General features: G+C 54.0%; 17 protein-coding genes. 5 read left to right on the top strand and 12 right to left on the bottom strand.

Annotated elements, in window-relative coordinates; genetic code table 11:
- Window positions 1–12: 12 nt before the first annotated feature.
- From EC840_RS07590 to EC840_RS07605, 4 genes are all read left to right on the top strand, one after another.
- Window positions 13–2370: a molybdopterin-dependent oxidoreductase gene (locus EC840_RS07590; protein ID WP_132964750.1), complete on the top strand. Its 2358-nt coding sequence runs from the start codon at window positions 13–15 to the stop codon at window positions 2368–2370.
- 547 nt (window positions 2371–2917) lie between these two features.
- Window positions 2918–3124, top strand: coding sequence for a hypothetical protein (locus EC840_RS07595; RefSeq protein ID WP_132964752.1), 207 nt, complete (start codon window positions 2918–2920; stop codon window positions 3122–3124).
- Window positions 3115–4611 carry an MFS transporter gene (locus tag EC840_RS07600; RefSeq protein ID WP_132964754.1) on the top strand — a complete coding sequence of 499 codons (1497 nt, stop codon included), beginning with the start codon at window positions 3115–3117 and terminating at the stop codon, window positions 4609–4611. The genes EC840_RS07595 and EC840_RS07600 overlap by 10 nt, the downstream gene beginning before the upstream one ends.
- Window positions 4612–4658: 47 nt before the next feature.
- Window positions 4659–5237: a TetR/AcrR family transcriptional regulator gene (locus EC840_RS07605; protein ID WP_132964756.1), complete on the top strand. Its 579-nt coding sequence runs from the start codon at window positions 4659–4661 to the stop codon at window positions 5235–5237.
- 61 nt (window positions 5238–5298) lie between these two features.
- Here the strand turns inward: EC840_RS07605 and EC840_RS07610 are convergent, their stop codons facing one another.
- Entirely contained in the window at window positions 5299–5955 is a 657-nt protein-coding gene (locus EC840_RS07610; RefSeq protein ID WP_132964758.1) for a GntR family transcriptional regulator, read from the bottom strand.
- Between the two features lie 112 nt (window positions 5956–6067).
- Here EC840_RS07610 and EC840_RS07615 point away from each other — a divergent pair, with 112 nt between their 5' ends.
- Window positions 6068–6544, top strand: a complete 477-nt coding sequence (locus tag EC840_RS07615; protein WP_132964760.1) for an OsmC family protein — start codon at window positions 6068–6070, stop codon at window positions 6542–6544.
- A gap of 56 nt (window positions 6545–6600) precedes the next feature.
- Here EC840_RS07615 and EC840_RS07620 read toward each other — a convergent pair whose 3' ends face one another.
- The 11 genes from EC840_RS07620 to tssF form a co-directional block, all read right to left on the bottom strand.
- Window positions 6601–6765 carry a DUF2474 domain-containing protein gene (locus EC840_RS07620; RefSeq protein ID WP_013577857.1) on the bottom strand — a complete coding sequence of 55 codons (165 nt, stop codon included), beginning with the start codon at window positions 6763–6765 and terminating at the stop codon, window positions 6601–6603.
- 11 nt (window positions 6766–6776) lie between these two features.
- Complete coding sequence (gene cydB, locus EC840_RS07625) at window positions 6777–7784, bottom strand: cytochrome d ubiquinol oxidase subunit II (protein WP_113876440.1); 1008 nt, start codon at window positions 7782–7784, stop codon at window positions 6777–6779.
- Between the two features lie 2 nt (window positions 7785–7786).
- Complete coding sequence (locus tag EC840_RS07630) at window positions 7787–9211, bottom strand: cytochrome ubiquinol oxidase subunit I (protein WP_132964762.1); 1425 nt, start codon at window positions 9209–9211, stop codon at window positions 7787–7789.
- A gap of 552 nt (window positions 9212–9763) precedes the next feature.
- Complete coding sequence (locus tag EC840_RS07635; RefSeq protein WP_132964764.1) at window positions 9764–10234, bottom strand: hypothetical protein; 471 nt, start codon at window positions 10232–10234, stop codon at window positions 9764–9766.
- A gap of 59 nt (window positions 10235–10293) precedes the next feature.
- Entirely contained in the window at window positions 10294–11115 is an 822-nt protein-coding gene (locus tag EC840_RS07640; RefSeq protein WP_132964766.1) for a DUF2145 domain-containing protein, read from the bottom strand.
- A complete protein-coding gene (locus EC840_RS07645) occupies window positions 11112–11549 on the bottom strand; it encodes an STM0539 family protein (RefSeq protein ID WP_132964768.1) in 438 nt (145 codons plus the stop codon). Before EC840_RS07645 ends, EC840_RS07640 begins: the two co-directional genes overlap by 4 nt.
- Window positions 11550–11588: 39 nt before the next feature.
- Window positions 11589–12962, bottom strand: coding sequence for a VasL domain-containing protein (locus EC840_RS07650; protein ID WP_132964769.1), 1374 nt, complete (start codon window positions 12960–12962; stop codon window positions 11589–11591).
- A gap of 11 nt (window positions 12963–12973) precedes the next feature.
- Entirely contained in the window at window positions 12974–13411 is a 438-nt protein-coding gene (gene tssE / locus EC840_RS07655; protein WP_129639491.1) for a type VI secretion system baseplate subunit TssE, read from the bottom strand.
- Entirely contained in the window at window positions 13411–13950 is a 540-nt protein-coding gene (gene tssJ, locus EC840_RS07660; protein ID WP_112290248.1) for a type VI secretion system lipoprotein TssJ, read from the bottom strand. The genes tssE and tssJ overlap by 1 nt, the downstream gene beginning before the upstream one ends.
- Window positions 13922–15013, bottom strand: a complete 1092-nt coding sequence (gene tssG / locus EC840_RS07665) for a type VI secretion system baseplate subunit TssG (RefSeq protein WP_129639489.1) — start codon at window positions 15011–15013, stop codon at window positions 13922–13924. Before tssG ends, tssJ begins: the two co-directional genes overlap by 29 nt.
- Window positions 14977–16740 carry a type VI secretion system baseplate subunit TssF gene (tssF, locus tag EC840_RS07670; RefSeq protein WP_132964771.1) on the bottom strand — a complete coding sequence of 588 codons (1764 nt, stop codon included), beginning with the start codon at window positions 16738–16740 and terminating at the stop codon, window positions 14977–14979. Before tssF ends, tssG begins: the two co-directional genes overlap by 37 nt.
- Window positions 16741–16759: the final 19 nt, after the last annotated feature.

Consider the following 16759-nt stretch of genomic DNA (forward strand, 5'->3'; position numbering starts at 1 on the left):
TACCTGCTTATAATGAAAAAAAACCATGATCTGGCTGTTATGCACTGGGGAACGTACCGCGTTGCCACGGCTGACGGTGTTTTAAAATCTGTCGAACCCGTGGAATGGGATCGTAATCCGTCTGAAATCGGACAATCCCTGGTGGATTCGGTAGACGGACCCAGCCGCGTGCGTCGCCCTGCGGTCCGGCTGGGCTATTTACAACACGGCGCGGCCTCTCGTGAAGGACGCGGCAAAGAGCCTTTTGTCGAAGTCAGCTGGGAGACGGCGCTGTCGCTGGTCGCGGCTGAACTTGCGCGCGTAAAGGAAACCCACGGTAATTCTGCGTTCTATGCCGGGTCTTACGGCTGGTCGAGTGCCGGTCGTTTTCATCATGCGCAAAGCCAGATGCACCGGTTTTTCAATCAGTTTGGCGGCTATACCGGCAGCACTAACACCTACAGTCTGGCCGCAGCGGAGCGTTTATTGCCGCACATAATCGGTGATCTGGATGTGCTGCAAAAACAGCATACTCACTGGTCCGTGCTGGCCGGAAAGTGCGAGCTGTTCGTCGCCTTCGGCGGACTGCCGTGGCGCAATGCGCAGGTCAACGGCGGCGGTGCCAACGATCACTCCCTGAAATACTGGTTGCAGGAAATGGAACGCACCGGTACCCGCTTCATCAACGTCAGTCCGGTAAAGAACGATCTCTCATCGGTGAAAACCGCTGAATGGCTGTCCCTCAAACCGGGCAGCGATACCGCACTTTTGCTGGCACTGAGTTATGTTCTGGTCGATGAATCCCGTTATGACGCTGGCTTTGTCGCCAGTCATACCGTCGGATTCGATACGTACCGCGATTATCTGACCGGCGTACGCGATGGGCAGGCCAAAACGCCGGAATGGGCTGAACCGCTGACCGGCGTCAGCGCGCAGGCAATCCGCACGCTGGCGCGTGAGATGTCCGAAAAGCACACCATGATTAATATCGCCTGGTCTTTGCAACGCGCACGACAGGGCGAACAAACTTTCTGGGCGACGGTGGCGCTGGCGTCTTTACTCGGACAGATCGGCACGCCGGGCGGCGGGCTGGGCTTTGCCTACGCGTCTACCAATCTTGCAGGCTCCGATCGCCGCACTTTCTCCGGTCCGCGTTTGCCGATGGGTAAAAATGCGGTGAACGATCACATCCCCGTGGCGCGGCTTTCCGACATGTTGCTCAATCCCGGCGGCGCGTATCAGTTCGATGGCAAAAACTGTCAGTATCCCGATATCCGGCTGGTTTACTGGGCCGGCGGTAATGCGTTTCACCATCATCAGGATATCAACCGGCTGGTGAAAGCCTGGCGTCAGCCCGATACCGTGGTGGTGCATGAACAGTACTGGACGGCGCAGGCTAAGTTCGCAGACATCGTGCTGCCGGTGACAACGTCACTTGAGCGCGAGGATATCGGCAGCGCCAGCAACGACGGCTACATGATTGCCATGCGTCAGCATATTGCACCGGTCGGTGAGGCGCACAGCGATTACGCGATATTTGCTGCGCTCGCGCAGCAGATGGGCTTTGGTGAGGCCTTCAGCGAAGGGCGGGATGCGGCGGACTGGCTGCGGCATATCTACCAGCTTTCGGTTCCCCGTGCGCAGGCTGATGGCATTGAGCTGCCGGAATTCGATGATTTCTGGCAACAGGGCAAACTGGAGTATGCGCGTCCGGATGCGCCGCAGATCCTGTTCGAAGACTTCCGCCGTGACCCTGAAGGATCGCCGCTGGCTACGCCGTCAGGCAAAATCGAACTGTTTTCACAGACGGTGGCGAATTTCGATTACGAAGAATGTCCAGGTTTCCCGTTCTGGTATGAACAGGACTTCCGTGAACAGCAGGCAACCCGTGCCCGCTGGCCGCTGCATTTGCTCTCAAGTCAGCCACGGACGCGGTTGCACAGTCAGTACGATCATGGCAGCGTCAGCCGTAAGACAAAAATCAGCGACCGTGAACCGCTCTGGTTACATCCGCAGGATGCCGCCGCGCGGGGTATTACTGAGGGCAGTATCGTGCGGGTGTTTAACGATCGTGGCGCAATCCTGGCGGGTGTTCATCTGACCGAAGATCTGCGTCCCGGCGTGGTGCAAATGTCGACCGGTGCCTGGTACGACCCGCAGGATCCGTCGCAACCCGACTCGCTGGATAAACATGGCAACCCGAACGTACTGACGGAAGATCGCGGCAGTTCGCGACTCGGGCAAGGGTGCAGTGCGCAAAGTTGCTGGATTGATATCGAGCGCTGGGACGCGCCTTTACCCGATGTCACGGCCTTCCAGCCGCCGGTGTTAAGGTCGGGAGCGTCGGACCATACCGACAAGACCTTAGGTTGCGAGCCAAACTGGCCCTAAGGTCAAGTTCAAGACCTTAGGTTGACAGCCAAACTGGCCCTAAGGTCAAGGTCGTGGGCTCGCCGCCCACACTGGCCCAAAGGGTTTTAAACGAAACCCTTTGGAATCCTGCGTTTTTTTAACTGCACGCTCCGCTCGCTGGCTATGTTTCAGGTATCACCAGCGACAGGCTGGAAATCTTGCCGCTTTGCGGTTCCTTCACTCGGTCCTGGAGCCTCCGGTCTCCAGACCGCTCCGTTCAGCAAGATTTCTGAATCGCCCGCACGATCTTAAATCAACGGCAGATTGTTTTTATCTTTTAGATAAGTTTATTGGCGTGCTCAAAAATGGCACCGAATGAACGGTTCGAGACCTATGGCTCGAAACCTGAAATTCGGGAATCGCGCAGCGATGACATTTTGCGCCACTCACCAATGCACAAGAACATGTACGTCGTGCCTGCGATAGCGCGCAGTGAAAAAGCGCGGAGTCCAGAGGCCCGCGCGTTACCGGGTCTCTGGTCGGTGTGGGCCGACGCCCACGACCTTGACCTTAAGAGCCAGTGTGGGTGGCAACCCACGACCTTGATCATAATTTGTTTTTAAAAGCCGCCCCTTTGCAGCGGCCAACTGCAAATCCAAACTTCCCCATTCGCTACTTCAACGCTTCATCAACTGGCGGACAGTTGCCGCTTGAGTTTGAGCGGTTGCTCAAGTATCTTGCTGGCCTTGAGCGCTTGCTCAAAATCTATCTGAGGCACTTTTTATGTTCGTGAATAACCGCTGGCTGATACTTGCGATTGTCACCAGTACACTCTTTTTGATCATCATTGATATGACCGTGCTGTACACCGCATTACCGCGTCTGACGCAGGCGCTGGGTGCCACGGCATCGGAAAAATTATGGATAGTGAACGCCTATCCGCTGGTGGTCGCCGGTCTGTTACCGGGCGCGGGAATGCTCAGTGACCGTATCGGACACAAAAATCTTTTTATGAGCGGGCTGCCGGTGTTTGCGCTCGCTTCCCTGTGCGCGGCGTTTTCTGCCAGCGCTGAAATGCTGATTGCCTCCCGGGTGTTCCTGGCGATTGGCGCAGCGATGATGATGCCTGCGACGCTGGCGATTGTGCGTCATGTCTTCACCAACGAACGTGAACGTGCGCTGGCGATCGGTATCTGGTCGGCGGTAGCGTCTGGTGCGGCGGCGCTCGGGCCGGTGATCGGCGGCGTGCTGCTGGAATACTTCTGGTGGGGCTCGGTGTTCCTGATCAACGTGCCAATTGTGCTGGCCGTTTTCCCGTTTGCCCAGGCGCTGATCCCACGCGGTGAAGGCAATAAACAACGTCCGTGTGATTTTGCCGGTTCTGCGCTGGTGATGGCGGGGCTGGTCGGGGTGATTTACGCGCTGAAAGAACTGAGCCAGATTAACTCTTCATGGCTTGTGATCTTGGGTTCTGCGGCCGCAGGCGTGTTGTTCCTTGGTTTATTCGTCAGAAGACAAAAACGCGCTGTACAGCCGATGATCGACTTTTCACTGTTCCGCAATCGTGCCTTTGCCTGTGGCGTGGGCGTGGCGATCACGTCAATGATTGCGCTGATCGGTATCGAACTGGTGCTGAGCCAGCGGTTGCAGCTGGTGCTCGGACTGACGCCGTTTATGGCGGCGATGTTTATTCTGCCAATTCCGGTGGCGTCTGCACTGGCCTCGCCGCTGGCGGGTATGCTGATCCCGCGTGTCGGCGTGCGCAAAATGATGCTCGGCGGCTTCGCGATATCTGCGCTTGGCATCGTCATTCACGCACTGGTCTATGATGGCAGCGCGGTGATGCAGCTGATCAGTCTGTTTATTTTAGGTTTTGGCCTTGGCGGCGCGGTGACGGCGGCTTCCACCTCCATCATGCTTAATGCACCGGAAGACAAGGCTGGCATGGTCGCCGCGATAGAAGATGTGTCGTGGGAAATGGGCGGCGTGCTTGGCGTCACCTTGCTGGGTGGTCTGATGACGGCCGTTTACAGCCGCAGTCTGACCCTTCCGCAAGGACTGGTCAGCGGTGAAACGGCGTATGACAGTCTGGATGAAGCATTAACGATCGCCGGTAATCTCAGCCCTGAGCATGCGTCATTGCTGACCAGCCTGGCACGAACCGCGTTTGATCAGGCGTTTCTGGCGGTACTGATTTCTGCGGCTGCGCTGGTGATTGCCAGCGTGGTAGTGCTGAAAATTGTGCTGCGTAAGTCCGTGGGCACACGCCGGGCTTCCTGATAAAATGCCGGTCTGAGCAGTTGCTCAATGCCAGCACAGGATAAATGATGAAAGAAAACCGGGAAGCGTTAAGGGCTAAAATTCTTGACGGCGCCATCAGTCTCTTTATCGAAAAGGGGATTGAGAAAGTCACGACGCGCGAGCTGACGGAGTACGTCGGGATTTCCCGCAGCCATATTTATCATTATTTTCCTGACTGGCAGACGCTGTGCATTGAAGCGTTGTCAGTGGTGATGATGGCAGAGCTGAAAGAGTTTTCCGCTGAAATCGCACTGCTGGAACCGAAAGCAAAATTGCACACGCTGGTGTGCAATTATCTGCCTGATACGCAGGGTGATATCTGGCAACTGTACGGATCGCTGTGGCAACTGGCGGCACATAACGAGGCTTACGCCGAACTGGCGCGGCTGATGGTGCATAAGTGGCTGGAACTGCTGGCTGAAATTATCCGTGCCGGGATCGACAGCGGCGTGTTTCGCCCGACCGATGCCGGACGCGTTACCCGTCAGTTATCCGCCATCATGAATGGCTATTCCGATCAGCTGATCGTCATGCCTTCTGCCGAAGCCCGTCAGGAAGCGATGGATGATATTTTGGATTTTGTGACGCTGGTGCTGGAGAAATAATCCCATTCTCAGGCGGCGTTTTCCACCGTAGTGGCCCTGAACATCGGCTTCGGGCAGTCACTCATTTTTGAGCCGAAATCCCCTTACTGATGAAATCTTTTAGCACTCTTCCGGCAGATTCAATATGCCGGAAGGTTTCCTGCCATGCCGCCTCTGCATTGCCTTCCCGGCACGCATTAAGAATCAATTCATGTTCATGCTGAAATGCCTGAGTTGCTGAAAGCAGTCTGCGCTGAAAATGTTCGTACCTTTCTATCTGATTACGTAACTCGTCGATCATCGCCAGCAGGCGCTTATTTTGACATCCGCGGTACAGCAGACCGTGAAACTCACGGTTGAGCTCTCCTTGCCTGTCGGCGTCTTCGGCATTCCCGAGCAGTGTGTGCGTGAGTTCAGCTCTGGCCAGTGTTTCGGCATCCATATTCTGCACGCTGTTAAATATCGCTTCCCCCTCAAGTAAAGCCCGCAGTTCATAAATTTCAGCGATATCCTCAACAGACAGTGTTCTGACCACCGCCCCGCGGTTTCTGAAAATATCCACCATGCCTTCCTGCTCCAGCAGCCGGATAGCTTCCCGCATCGGAACACGGCTGACAGCAAACTGGCTGGCCAGATCCCTTTCTACCAGCCGCGAGCCATCAGGCAGCGAGCCATTGTTAATCATCTTCCTGAGTGATCCGGCAAGCATTTCGGCGGTGGATTGAGGTTTCAGCGTCATCATTTTCTCCTGTACATTATGGAGTAATGGTATACCATTTTGACGTTGAAGGGAGAACTATCCCTTTCCACCCCTCAGTTTCCCCTTCTTACCAACGACAGGAGCACCGGCTATGGCACATCGCGAGCATCATTATCAGGTCAAAATTGAATGGACAGGCAATAAGGGTCGCGGAACAGAATCCTATAAGGCTTACAGCCGCGATTATGATATTTCAGAAGGGAAGAAACAAAGCATTGCTGGTTCATCAGACCCTGCATTTTTGGGTGATGCCACGCGCTGGAACCCTGAAGACCTGCTGGTAGCTTCAGCTTCAGCCTGCCATCAGCTCTGGTATTTGCATTTATGCGCCGAGGCGGGTATCTGTGTTGATTCTTATATCGATAAGGCTGAAGGGGTAATGACAGAAGGTGAGAAAGGGTGTTTCACGAGTATCACACTCAAACCCGACATTGCGATCCGTGCCCGGGATGATATTCAGCTCGCGAAGGAACTGCATCACCGCGCACATGAACTGTGCTTTATCGCGAATTCGCTGAACTTCCCGGTACTGTGTGAACCGGTGATTAGGTATTGTTCAGCGTCTTAACGGGCGGCAGAACGCCATGCTAAAAAAGAGGCCGCCATGATGGCGGCCTTTTTCACTTAATGACTTCTCATTCCCGCCGCGAACATCAGCAGATGAAACACCGATGCCACAACAAATAACGCCAGCACGCTGCCGCCCCAGATGACGGCCATCCAGCCGACTCGTTTTAAGAACGGGGCCTTAGTGATGTTGCTGTCATCCATTTTTCTGATGAGATTCATAATGCGATTCCTCAGTGATAACCCTGATCCGGTGTGACTTTCCCGCGGAACACGTAGTAGCTCCAGAAGGTGTACACCAGAATGATTGGGATGATGAACAGGGCGCCGACCAGAATAAAGCCCTGACTTTGCGGAGGTGACGCCGCTTCCCAGATAGAGATGGACGGCGGAATGATGTTCGGCCAGATGCTGATACCGAGTCCGGTATAGCCCAGGAACACCAGCGCCAGCGTCAGCAGGAACGGCGAGTGGTGCGCATTTTTGCTTATGGCGCGGTACATCCATGCAGAGACCAGCACTACCAGCACCGGTACCGGCAGGAACCAGTAAAGGTTAGGGCGGGAGAACCAGCGGGTGGCGATATCGCTGTGCGTCAGCGGCGTCCACAGACTGACTGCCAGTGTCACCAGCAGGAAGACTATCAGCAGCGGTTTAGCAATCTTGTGCATCGCTTCCTGCAATTCGCCTTCGGTTTTCATGATAAGCCAGGTGCAGCCGAGCAGGGCGTAAGCCACCACCAGCGCAAAACCACAGAACAGCGTGAACGGCGTCAGCCAGTCCAGTGCGCCACCGGCATAAGTACGGTTTACCACCGGAATACCGTTGATGACCGCACCCAGCACCACGCCCTGACAGAAGGTCGCCAGCACTGAACCGCCAATGAAGGATTTATCCCATACGTGGCGTTTGGCCGGGCTGGCTTTAAAGCGAAACTCAAAAGCGACACCACGGAAAATCAGGCCGAACAGCATCAGGGTCAGCGGAATAGTCAGCGCGTCCAGTATCACCGAATACGCCAGCGGGAATGCGCCGTACAGCGCCGCACCGCCCAGCACCAGCCAGGTTTCGTTGCCGTCCCAGACCGGCGCAACGGTGTTCATCATCACGTCGCGGTCATGCTCTTTTTTCACCAGCGGGAACAGCAGGCCGATACCCAGGTCGAAGCCGTCCATCACTACATACATCATCACGCCGAAGATGATGATCAAAAACCAGATCAGCGGTAAGTCGATACCCATTATCAAGCTCCCTTATTTTCGTCGGTCAGTGATTCTGAAATCGCAGACAGCGGACGCGCAGGTGTGCGGTGCTGGCCCGGACCACCGTGGTCAACGCTTTCGCCTTCATGCGCCTGCGGACCCTTGCGGATCAGACGCATCATGTAGCCGTAACCGACACCAAACACCGAGCAGTAAATGACGATGAACAGGATCAGGCTGACGCTCATTTGCAGCACATTGTGGTTGGATACCGCATCTTTGGTGCGCAGCAGTCCATAAACCACCCACGGCTGACGCCCCATTTCAGTGGTGATCCAACCCGCCAGTAACGCCAGCAGACCGGAAGGCCCCATCAGGAAGGCAAAGCGCAGGAACGCTTTGGAGGTATACATTTTGCCGCCACGACGCAGGATGAGGCTCAGCACACCCAGCAAAATCATCAGCATGCCCAGACCCGCCATAATGCGGAAGGTGTAGAAGATAACGGACGAGTTCGGACGATCTTCTTTCGGGAAGGATTTCAGCGCCGGGATCTGATGCGTCAGGCTGTGCGTCAGGATCAGGCTGCCCAGATACGGGATTTCAATCGCGCAACGGGTTTCTTCACGGTTCATGTCCGGGTAACCAATCAGCACCAGCGGGGACGGTTTGTTGTCTTTATTTTCCCAGTGGCCTTCGATGGCAGCAATTTTAGCAGGCTGATATTTCAGGGTATTCAGACCGTGGGCATCGCCCAAAAACGCCTGAATTGGCGAGACGATCAGGGCCATCCACATTGCCATCGACAACATGGTACGGATGGCTGGCGTGTCGCGACCGCGCAGTAAATGCCATGCCGCAGCAGAACCGACGAAGAACGCGGACGCCAGGAAGGCGGCGGTGGTCATGTGCATTAAGCGGAACGGGAAGGACGGGTTGAAGATAATCTTCATCCAGCTGACCGGAACGACCAGATTGTTAACAATCTCGTAGCCCTGTGGTGTCTGCATCCAGCTGTTAGAAGCGAGGATCCAGAACGTCGACATCAGTGTACCGAGCGCCACCATGCAGGTAGAGAAGAAGTGCAAACCAGGGCCGACGCGGTTCCAGCCGAACAACATCACGCCTAAGAAACCGGCTTCCAGGAAGAATGCGGTTAACACTTCGTAGGTCAGCAGCGGGCCGGTAATACTGCCGGCGAACGAGGAGAACATGCTCCAGTTGGTGCCGAACTGGTACGCCATCACCAGACCGGAGACCACGCCCATACCGAAGTTAACGGCGAAGATTTTCGACCAGAAATGATACAGGTCGCGGTAAGCCTCTTTTTTTGTTTTTAGCCACATGCCTTCCAGAACCGCCAGAAAACTGGCCAGCCCGATGGTGATTGCGGGAAAAATGATGTGAAAAGAGACGGTGAAGGCAAACTGGATCCGGGCCAGTTCTAGCGCATCAAGACCAAACATAACAACCTCTTTTTGTGTGTCAGATAACCCTTCCAGACGCTGGCACCGGTACGGGAACCGGCGATGTCGGACATTCGCAGGTGAAGTCTTGAATGAAAGGGCAGTACAGCTGGGGTTTCGCGAGGGATGGATTTAACCACAGCGGGAGAAGGCATTAACAGGGACGATCACGGGAGGGAACTACTGGCTGAAACACTTTCGTGTCGGGCAGAGAGTGAGGCGGGAGAAAACAATTTTCGATGTCAGAGGGCGGGAGGGGGGTTAACCCTAAAAAGAGGATGGTTATGTTGTTGCATTGATCTGGATCAAAGAGTTTTGATGTTTTCCAAATGTAATTACCCTGCATCCGGTAATGACTTTTTGTGTGCAAAATCGGTAACAAAAAGGTTAAATCGGGCAGGGCATCAGCGCATTCTTATTTCTAATGCAATGTAAATTTATGTCATCGATTTTGGCAAAAACCGCATCAAACCAGGTAATGGTTGTAGCATTTGTTTACATTTTTGTTGCGGGTTCATCAGGTGTTGTTGAAAAAAATGACGCCCGAAGGCGTCATGGTAATAAACGTCCTACCAGTTCGAAAAAGGCGTCTTCGTCGAACGTACCGCCCGGTCCAGTAAAGGCATTGGCAGGGCGCCAGGTCCAGTGTCTGTTTTCACCTGCCTGCATAAATAGCCGGCACAAGACAGTGACACCGCCTTGCGTACACAGGCTGGCTTCCACACAGCCTGTCACTCCTTGCCCATATAAAAATACCGGCGTGAACTTAACTTTCCGGTCTTCATACTGCAGCTGAATACCCGGCACGCTGAACGATTTTCCTCCGATCAGGCATTCAACCAGCGAGACGCTGGTGCTTTCCAATCTGATACCGGTATCCGTCAGCCATTCCTCCATGTTTTCATGAAGTTCGCTAATCCGCTGGCGGAACTCGGCGATATCCGCCTGACCTTTGTTATCGAATGAGCCGCTGCGGGGCTGGCTGTCTTGCAGCTTTTTTAGAAACCGTTCTTTTGCTGACATACGTCCTCTGTAATTTAAAATGGCTGACGTCATCACACCTTCTGATGCTGTGATTCATTTCACTCAGGCAAAGTAAAAACACACACGTTCTGTTGCCACTTTCCGTGGTCACAATCAGAAATGGACTGGCTAAACTGACCCAGGAAACTAATTATGCTGTCACCACTGCTAAAGCTTATTTTCCCCGCTTTAATTAGCGCTTCGGGCCTGTCATCGATAAAAATATTTTGCGAGGAAAGCGAGGCCAAAATACGCTCCGGCAGACTTGCTGAGATTTCGGAGGGTTGATACCCCTTTTGTTTTAACCATCGCTGAGCCTGCATCCGGGTGGATATATCGGGTTGATAGGTCTGAGCGAATGATTCCAGCAACCAGCCATTTGAGTTCTGGTAGTGCCAGAAATAGGGATAAGCCACCAAACTGTAACGGCTATCGTGAAGACGTTGTGCCTGCCGTGGCTCGCTGAGCATTACTTTTGCCCGTTTCTGGAGTTCAGGAGTGGGGCGCAGAATAGCAATCTGCTTCCCTGTCAGGTCGTCGCTTAAGAATTCATAAACCCCCTGAATATAGAGCGCCGAACGTGACGTATTACAGATATTCAGATTGTGTATCACCTGCCAGTTGCCGTCGGCCTTTTTACTGGCCCACGCCGCATGAGAATATTGAATATTGTATTTCCCCAAATCCTGTCCCTGACGTACCAGAATGACAATTTCATCTGAACGTGAATTCAGCTTGTTTTTTAAGGCAACAGCATTCGCCATGGTTTTTGAGACCTTACTTACCTCAGGCTGAATATCTGATTCACAGGCCGAGCTGGCAGCATAAGCGGGAAGGGCTAAACAACACATTAAGGAGAGGCTGTAACAGAGGGTTTTCACTGTTTTTCTGCCATCGGCACACTTGAGGACAACCCTTCATCACTGGCATTGCGCATATGGGCAACAGGTTTTCCTTCTTTCTTGAGCACTGCACCTTCTCCCTGCGGTGCTGGTTCAAGAGTAAGGTGATCCCCGGCTTTCAGTTTGGCATCTTGCGCCATTTTATCGGATAGTTTGAGTTTCACAGTTTTCGTATCAGGCGTTTCGGTTACCAGGGTGGCAGTCTTCTCTCCTTTGCTGTATTCCACGCTTTTAAGTACCAGCGCAGCGGGTAATAAAACCGGGGAGAGGATCAGACCGCTGACCACAACCGAACTTCCGGCGCTGGCCAACGCTCCGGATAACATATACACGGTTGAGCGTTCATCTGCATGGGCAAATGTGCTGCCGGTCGTCAGTAAAGCGACCAGGGTGATGCTTAGAATTTTGTTCATAAATAAACTCAGATTTAAAAACGCATCGGCTGATGCGTATCAGGGTTGATGTTGGGCATGATCCGGGGTGGACGCCAGTAATGCATACCGGTTCAGCAGTTGCGTGAACTGATTATCCGTTTGCATCACCAGCTGCGGCGAAACATCTTTATTTTGCTGTTTATCCTGCGCCAGTTTACGCAGCGATTCCTCCACCGGCGGCGAGCTGTTCAGCGCCTGCTGGATAGCAAATACGGAGGATTTCAGCTGCGAGACGGTCATGTATTTACCGCGCTGCTCATCCAGCCCGTTTAATTTATCCGCCAGTTGCTGCAACTGGGTATTAGCCTGGTTCCAGCCATCGAGGTTTTCCAGCGGGATCGCGCTGGCGTTCATCTGTAGCGACCATTTTTTTGCCAGTTGCTCAGTCGCCGGATTTTCCGGCCAGAGGATTTGCGTCTGTTTTACCAGTTGCATTCCGGTGTTCTGCGCCCAGCGTGGGGAGAGTTTTGCCAGCTGGTCGACCTGTTTTTGCATCGCTGCAATCAGCGCAGGCGCTTCTCGGTTGAGCATATCTGCCTGCTGAGATTTCAGCGTTTCAAGTGCCTGCGGGTTGAGCGGTTTCGGCAGAACCGGCAGCGTGGCGGTCAGTTGCATTGCGGCTTGCGGACGATAGAACGCATTGATGCCCGCCTGAAGACCAGCGCCTGCCAGCGCCGTGATCGCCATACCTGCAACAAAGCCTTTCCACTGGACGACGCGTTTTAACGGCGGCGGCGGCGGAGCGATGACGACCTGAGGCTCCGCGGGTTCAGCCTGCGCGACATACACCCATTGCTCTCTGGGCGCGTTTTGCGACTGAGTTTCTGACTGAACTGCAGCGGCGGGCATCACTACGGCAGCATCGGTAGCGGCGTGCATATTTTCAAGACGGACGGCGGCTCCGTGCATAAACGTGCCTAATGCGTCGAACTGGCTGGCGTGTTTCAGTTCCAGCCGTTGCAGCACATCACACAACGACGTGATCAGCTTTTCCGCCTGATAAATCGCAGGTAGATCGCGATACTCCAGCGTCATGGTGCGCAAAGATTGCTGAAGCCGCTGGCTCAGACCGGTCAGAATTTCCATCCGGGCATGAACCGGCAACGGCCACAGCGCAGGCCACTGACGGGAGATCAACGCCTCAAGGATCGCCAGACCTTCATTGAGGCCCGTCAGGCCAATAAGCTGAGTTCTGGCCTGCGTATACCATGACGCAGTTTGCAGCTCTATGCCGTTTTGCTGAAACAGGTTCAGGCACAGCTGTTCTACCTTTTTCCAGTCAACATCCGGACGGGCCGGATGCGTCAGTTTACTCAGTTCTTCGCGCAAACCGGCGTAATCAGCCAGCGCACGCGGATCGCCACCGGTGCGTAACTGGCGTTCAATAGACATAATCGTTTTCCTTAACTGACGTAATTCTGTTGTTTCATATGACGCATCAACACGCGCCCTTCGGGCATAAACTCTGTTCCGAAACGCACCAGCCCGAGGTCTTTCAGTTCAGCGTCGATGGCATATTCGAGGTGCCCAGGCGTGGACTGCGGCAGCAATATCACATTGATTTTTCTCAGGCGGGGTTCGTATTTGAGTAACGTGCCGGAAAGCGTGGTCAGCAGCGAGTGCGCCGTGCCGGGCATCCCTTGCAGGATTTTGCTCATGTCCGGCAAGCCGTAATCGGGCAGGTGCGTAAGCGTGCCCGCGCGACAGTTAAGAATGCGCTGCATGTTATCAAGCACGGAGAGGATCACCTGATTCTCTTCGCTGACGTTGTGCAAATCGAGGCCGCCGGCAAAGTTGCCGAGCAGCATTTCGTAAAGTGAGGGTGAGCGTGAGTTGGGCATCAGTCTTTCACCGGTTGCAGCGTCAGACCATTATTTCCAAGCTCGATAACACGCGCTTTATCCGGATCCAGTTCTTCCCTTTTCATAACCAGCCGCCACTGGTTTTTATCCATATCCGGATGACGGAATAACCCGACGACAGCGACAAATTTGGCATCCTTTTCCATTGGCATATCCAGTGACATGGCTGTGCCCGGTTTAATCACCACATTACGGCTGGCCAGCAAGTCATCTTTCAGCGCGTCATCGCCTTCTCCCGCCAGCTGCTGATAAACCGTTTTCTGGAAGTTTTTATCATCACGTAATTGATAAACGCGCACCAGCACCGGCTGTGAGGAAGAACTCGCCTCAGAGGCATCGGTATTGAGGGCTTCACGGGCAGTGAAATCCAGATGTAAGTCTTTTATTTGCTTGTAGAAAATAGATTTGGTTGCAGAGACGGTGCCGTCTGTCACTGCCTGAGTCAGCCCGCAGCCGCTCAATAACAGGACCAGTGCAGGCAGGCAGAATTTATTTTTCCAGGCGGTATTTAATAACACGTCGCGTTCCTTCTTGATGCGTTTGAGGCGCCAGTCCACAGTAGTGACCAAGCTCCACGGTAAAGTATTCAGGGATATCGTCAGATGCGCCGCCTTCTTCCAGACCCAACACACCGGTCAGCCCAAGTCTGAAAGGAACGTCACCAAGCACAGGAGCTGGTAACAGCCGGACAGGGACAGTCAGCTGGATACGGGCTTTATAACGCCAGCCGAGATAAACACGAAGTAACACCAAAAAATCAGCATAAATCGGTCCGTCGGGCAGCCATTCCTCTGCCTCATCCGCGTTTTCGGTATACAGCGAAATCAGTAACTGACTGTTGGCGTCAGTACCTTCGTCGCCCATTACGGTATCGCCATCCAGCCAGTTAGCGCCTTCACCAGCGAATGCCATCGGAGAGGTAATGGGTACTGAGCGCAGGCAATGCGGAGTCACTTCCGTGCGGGTAAATGGTGCCAGTAAACGCACCAGCGCCTGCACCCCCTCCGCCGTTCTCCCCGGCTGACGCATTACCCCGAGAAGTGCCAGAAACCTCGAGGCAGGCGTTGCGAAATGCCGTTGTGTGCCGGGAATACCCATGCCAATCAGACCCAGCAGACTTTGAGATGTACTGTCTTTACCACCCGGTTCAAACGTCGCGGGATAAGAGTATTTTCGCCAGATGCGATAAAACTGCGTCATGATGCGGTGGTTGAAGATGTCGAGGAAACCTTCGAGTACTTCATGTCCTTCACGCTGCTGGGTGATGTCGTCGATATAGGCCGTCGGCAGCGGGGCATCTACGCCGTATAACCCCATAAAGGTGGTACGAACGGTCAGCGGCGCGTCCGGATGATGTTCATCCTTTTCCAGCGCTTTCAGCTCACTGACCGGGAAACCCATCCCAGGATGTGGCCGGAAACGCACCGGATCATCTGCCGGATTGCTGGTGCTTCCCAACTGCGGTGCATCCGGTTGGTGTTTTTCCAGAAGCTGACAGAAGCGGTAGAAGTTAATCCGACTGATGTCCTGCTCAAGCCTGGCAGTTAGCCGGGAATGCGGGGCTGGTGATTCTCTTCCCATTCCAGACGTTCTCCTGTCGGTTGCAGTATCAGGGTAAGGCGGTTAAACAGATGGATATCGGTATACAGTGCGAAGAAGCGGCTGAGCATTTCGCCAAACAGGCAAATATCGCCTCTGCCAGCAAATCCATTGCTGTCGAGCGTGATTTCAATCTGTACACCGCGCAGCAGATAGCCGCGTTCAAAACGCTCGATTTCGCTGTGCTGGACATCGGCAATCGCTTCAAGACGGCGGCGGTTCATCTCACTTTCTGTCCAGTCATACAGTGCCAGCGTTCCGCGTAAGACTTCGGCGTTGTCCATCATCCACAGAAAACTGCTGCCCAGATGGCTGAGTACCCGCCAGTGAAAACGGTCGCGGTTCGGTGGATAGCACGGCATGGTCGGTACGGACAAATTGCGTACGCGAACGTTCGCGCTGGTGGTTTTGACTGTGGTGTCCAGTACGGTACTTTGCAGTGATTTTCGCGGTAACTGGCCGTTGGTGCCGGTCAGGCTCAGGGACAAATTTTCGTTTTCCGGCACGGTATGGTTATCGAAAGCTTCGCCACCCAGCACCAGCCAGGTATCGTGCAGTCCGGATGGACCGCGCCTGACGCGGGTGTGGTAGTAATATTCCGGCGCATCGTGACGCAACATGCCACCCTTATGGCGGAAACTGGTGAAGGGCACATACACCTGATGTCCGGAATGCTTGGACGAAATAACCGAATCGACCGAGTAAATTTCGGTATAACCGTCCTGAACACGCATAGGCCGTAGCAGGTATTCTGTCTGCAACGATGACAGCGTTAAAGGGTCGGACTCCAGCGCAAAGAGGTTAATGACCGGCACACAGTTCAACCGAAGGTGCTTCTCTGAGAATGAAAAATCGTGTTCCCAGCGATTCTCCAGCACGACATCTATTTCAAACCAGCTCAGCTCAGTCGGTAAGGCAACTGTCTCCAGTCCTTTGAGCGCGACGAACATAAATTTCTCGCGGAAGGTGAAGTATTCCAGCAGTAACTGATAACCACTAAACGCACTCTCACCTTTTGGCCACAGCGTATCTGTTTCACCAAATCCCTGCGGGGCAAAGAATCCTTCCAGCGGCTGACGATCGGCCTGACCGGGCAAACGTACCCAAAGTTTGGCGGTATTCAGCGTCAGAGCTTCATGCAAAGCACAGGCCAGTGGCGCATCGGCATCAAAATAGAGCGGAATATGGCTCAGATTGATTTTGCTCCAGTCTGCCAGATTGCCGCAGTTGAAACGCATTCGGATCACCGAGCGACCATCGGGTTCGGTATCCAGCACAGCACGTTGCAGCGAAAGGGGCAGCAATTCGATGTCCTGCGTGGTGGTATAGCGGCAGCGCGTGGCCCGCTCGCCGATAGGGCGCGACAATACTTCAAATCCCTTTGTCATCACCCTCCGCTCTTTCATACCTTGCCAGTCAGGTGCGAACTCAACAATGGAAAGGGAAGGGATGGTGCGCAGGTAGTGCGGCCACAGCAGGCTGACTAATCCCTCGGTCAGTTCCGGCAGGTCATCATCGAGCTTTTCCCGCAGACGTCCCATCAGGAAGGCAAAACCTTCAAACAGACGTTCGACATAAGGGTCACGGGCACCGGCTTTATCCAGATTAAGTCCGGCAGCGCGGTCAGGGTGCGCGCGGGCAAATTCTTCGCCCGCCTCGCGTAAATAACGCATTTCAGCGTCAAAATAACGCAGGGTTAAATCGTCCATATTTTTCTTTTCATTAAGG

Source organism: Rahnella sp. JUb53, assembly GCF_004346065.1.
Taxonomy (GTDB): Bacteria; Pseudomonadota; Gammaproteobacteria; order Enterobacterales; family Enterobacteriaceae; genus Rahnella; species Rahnella variigena.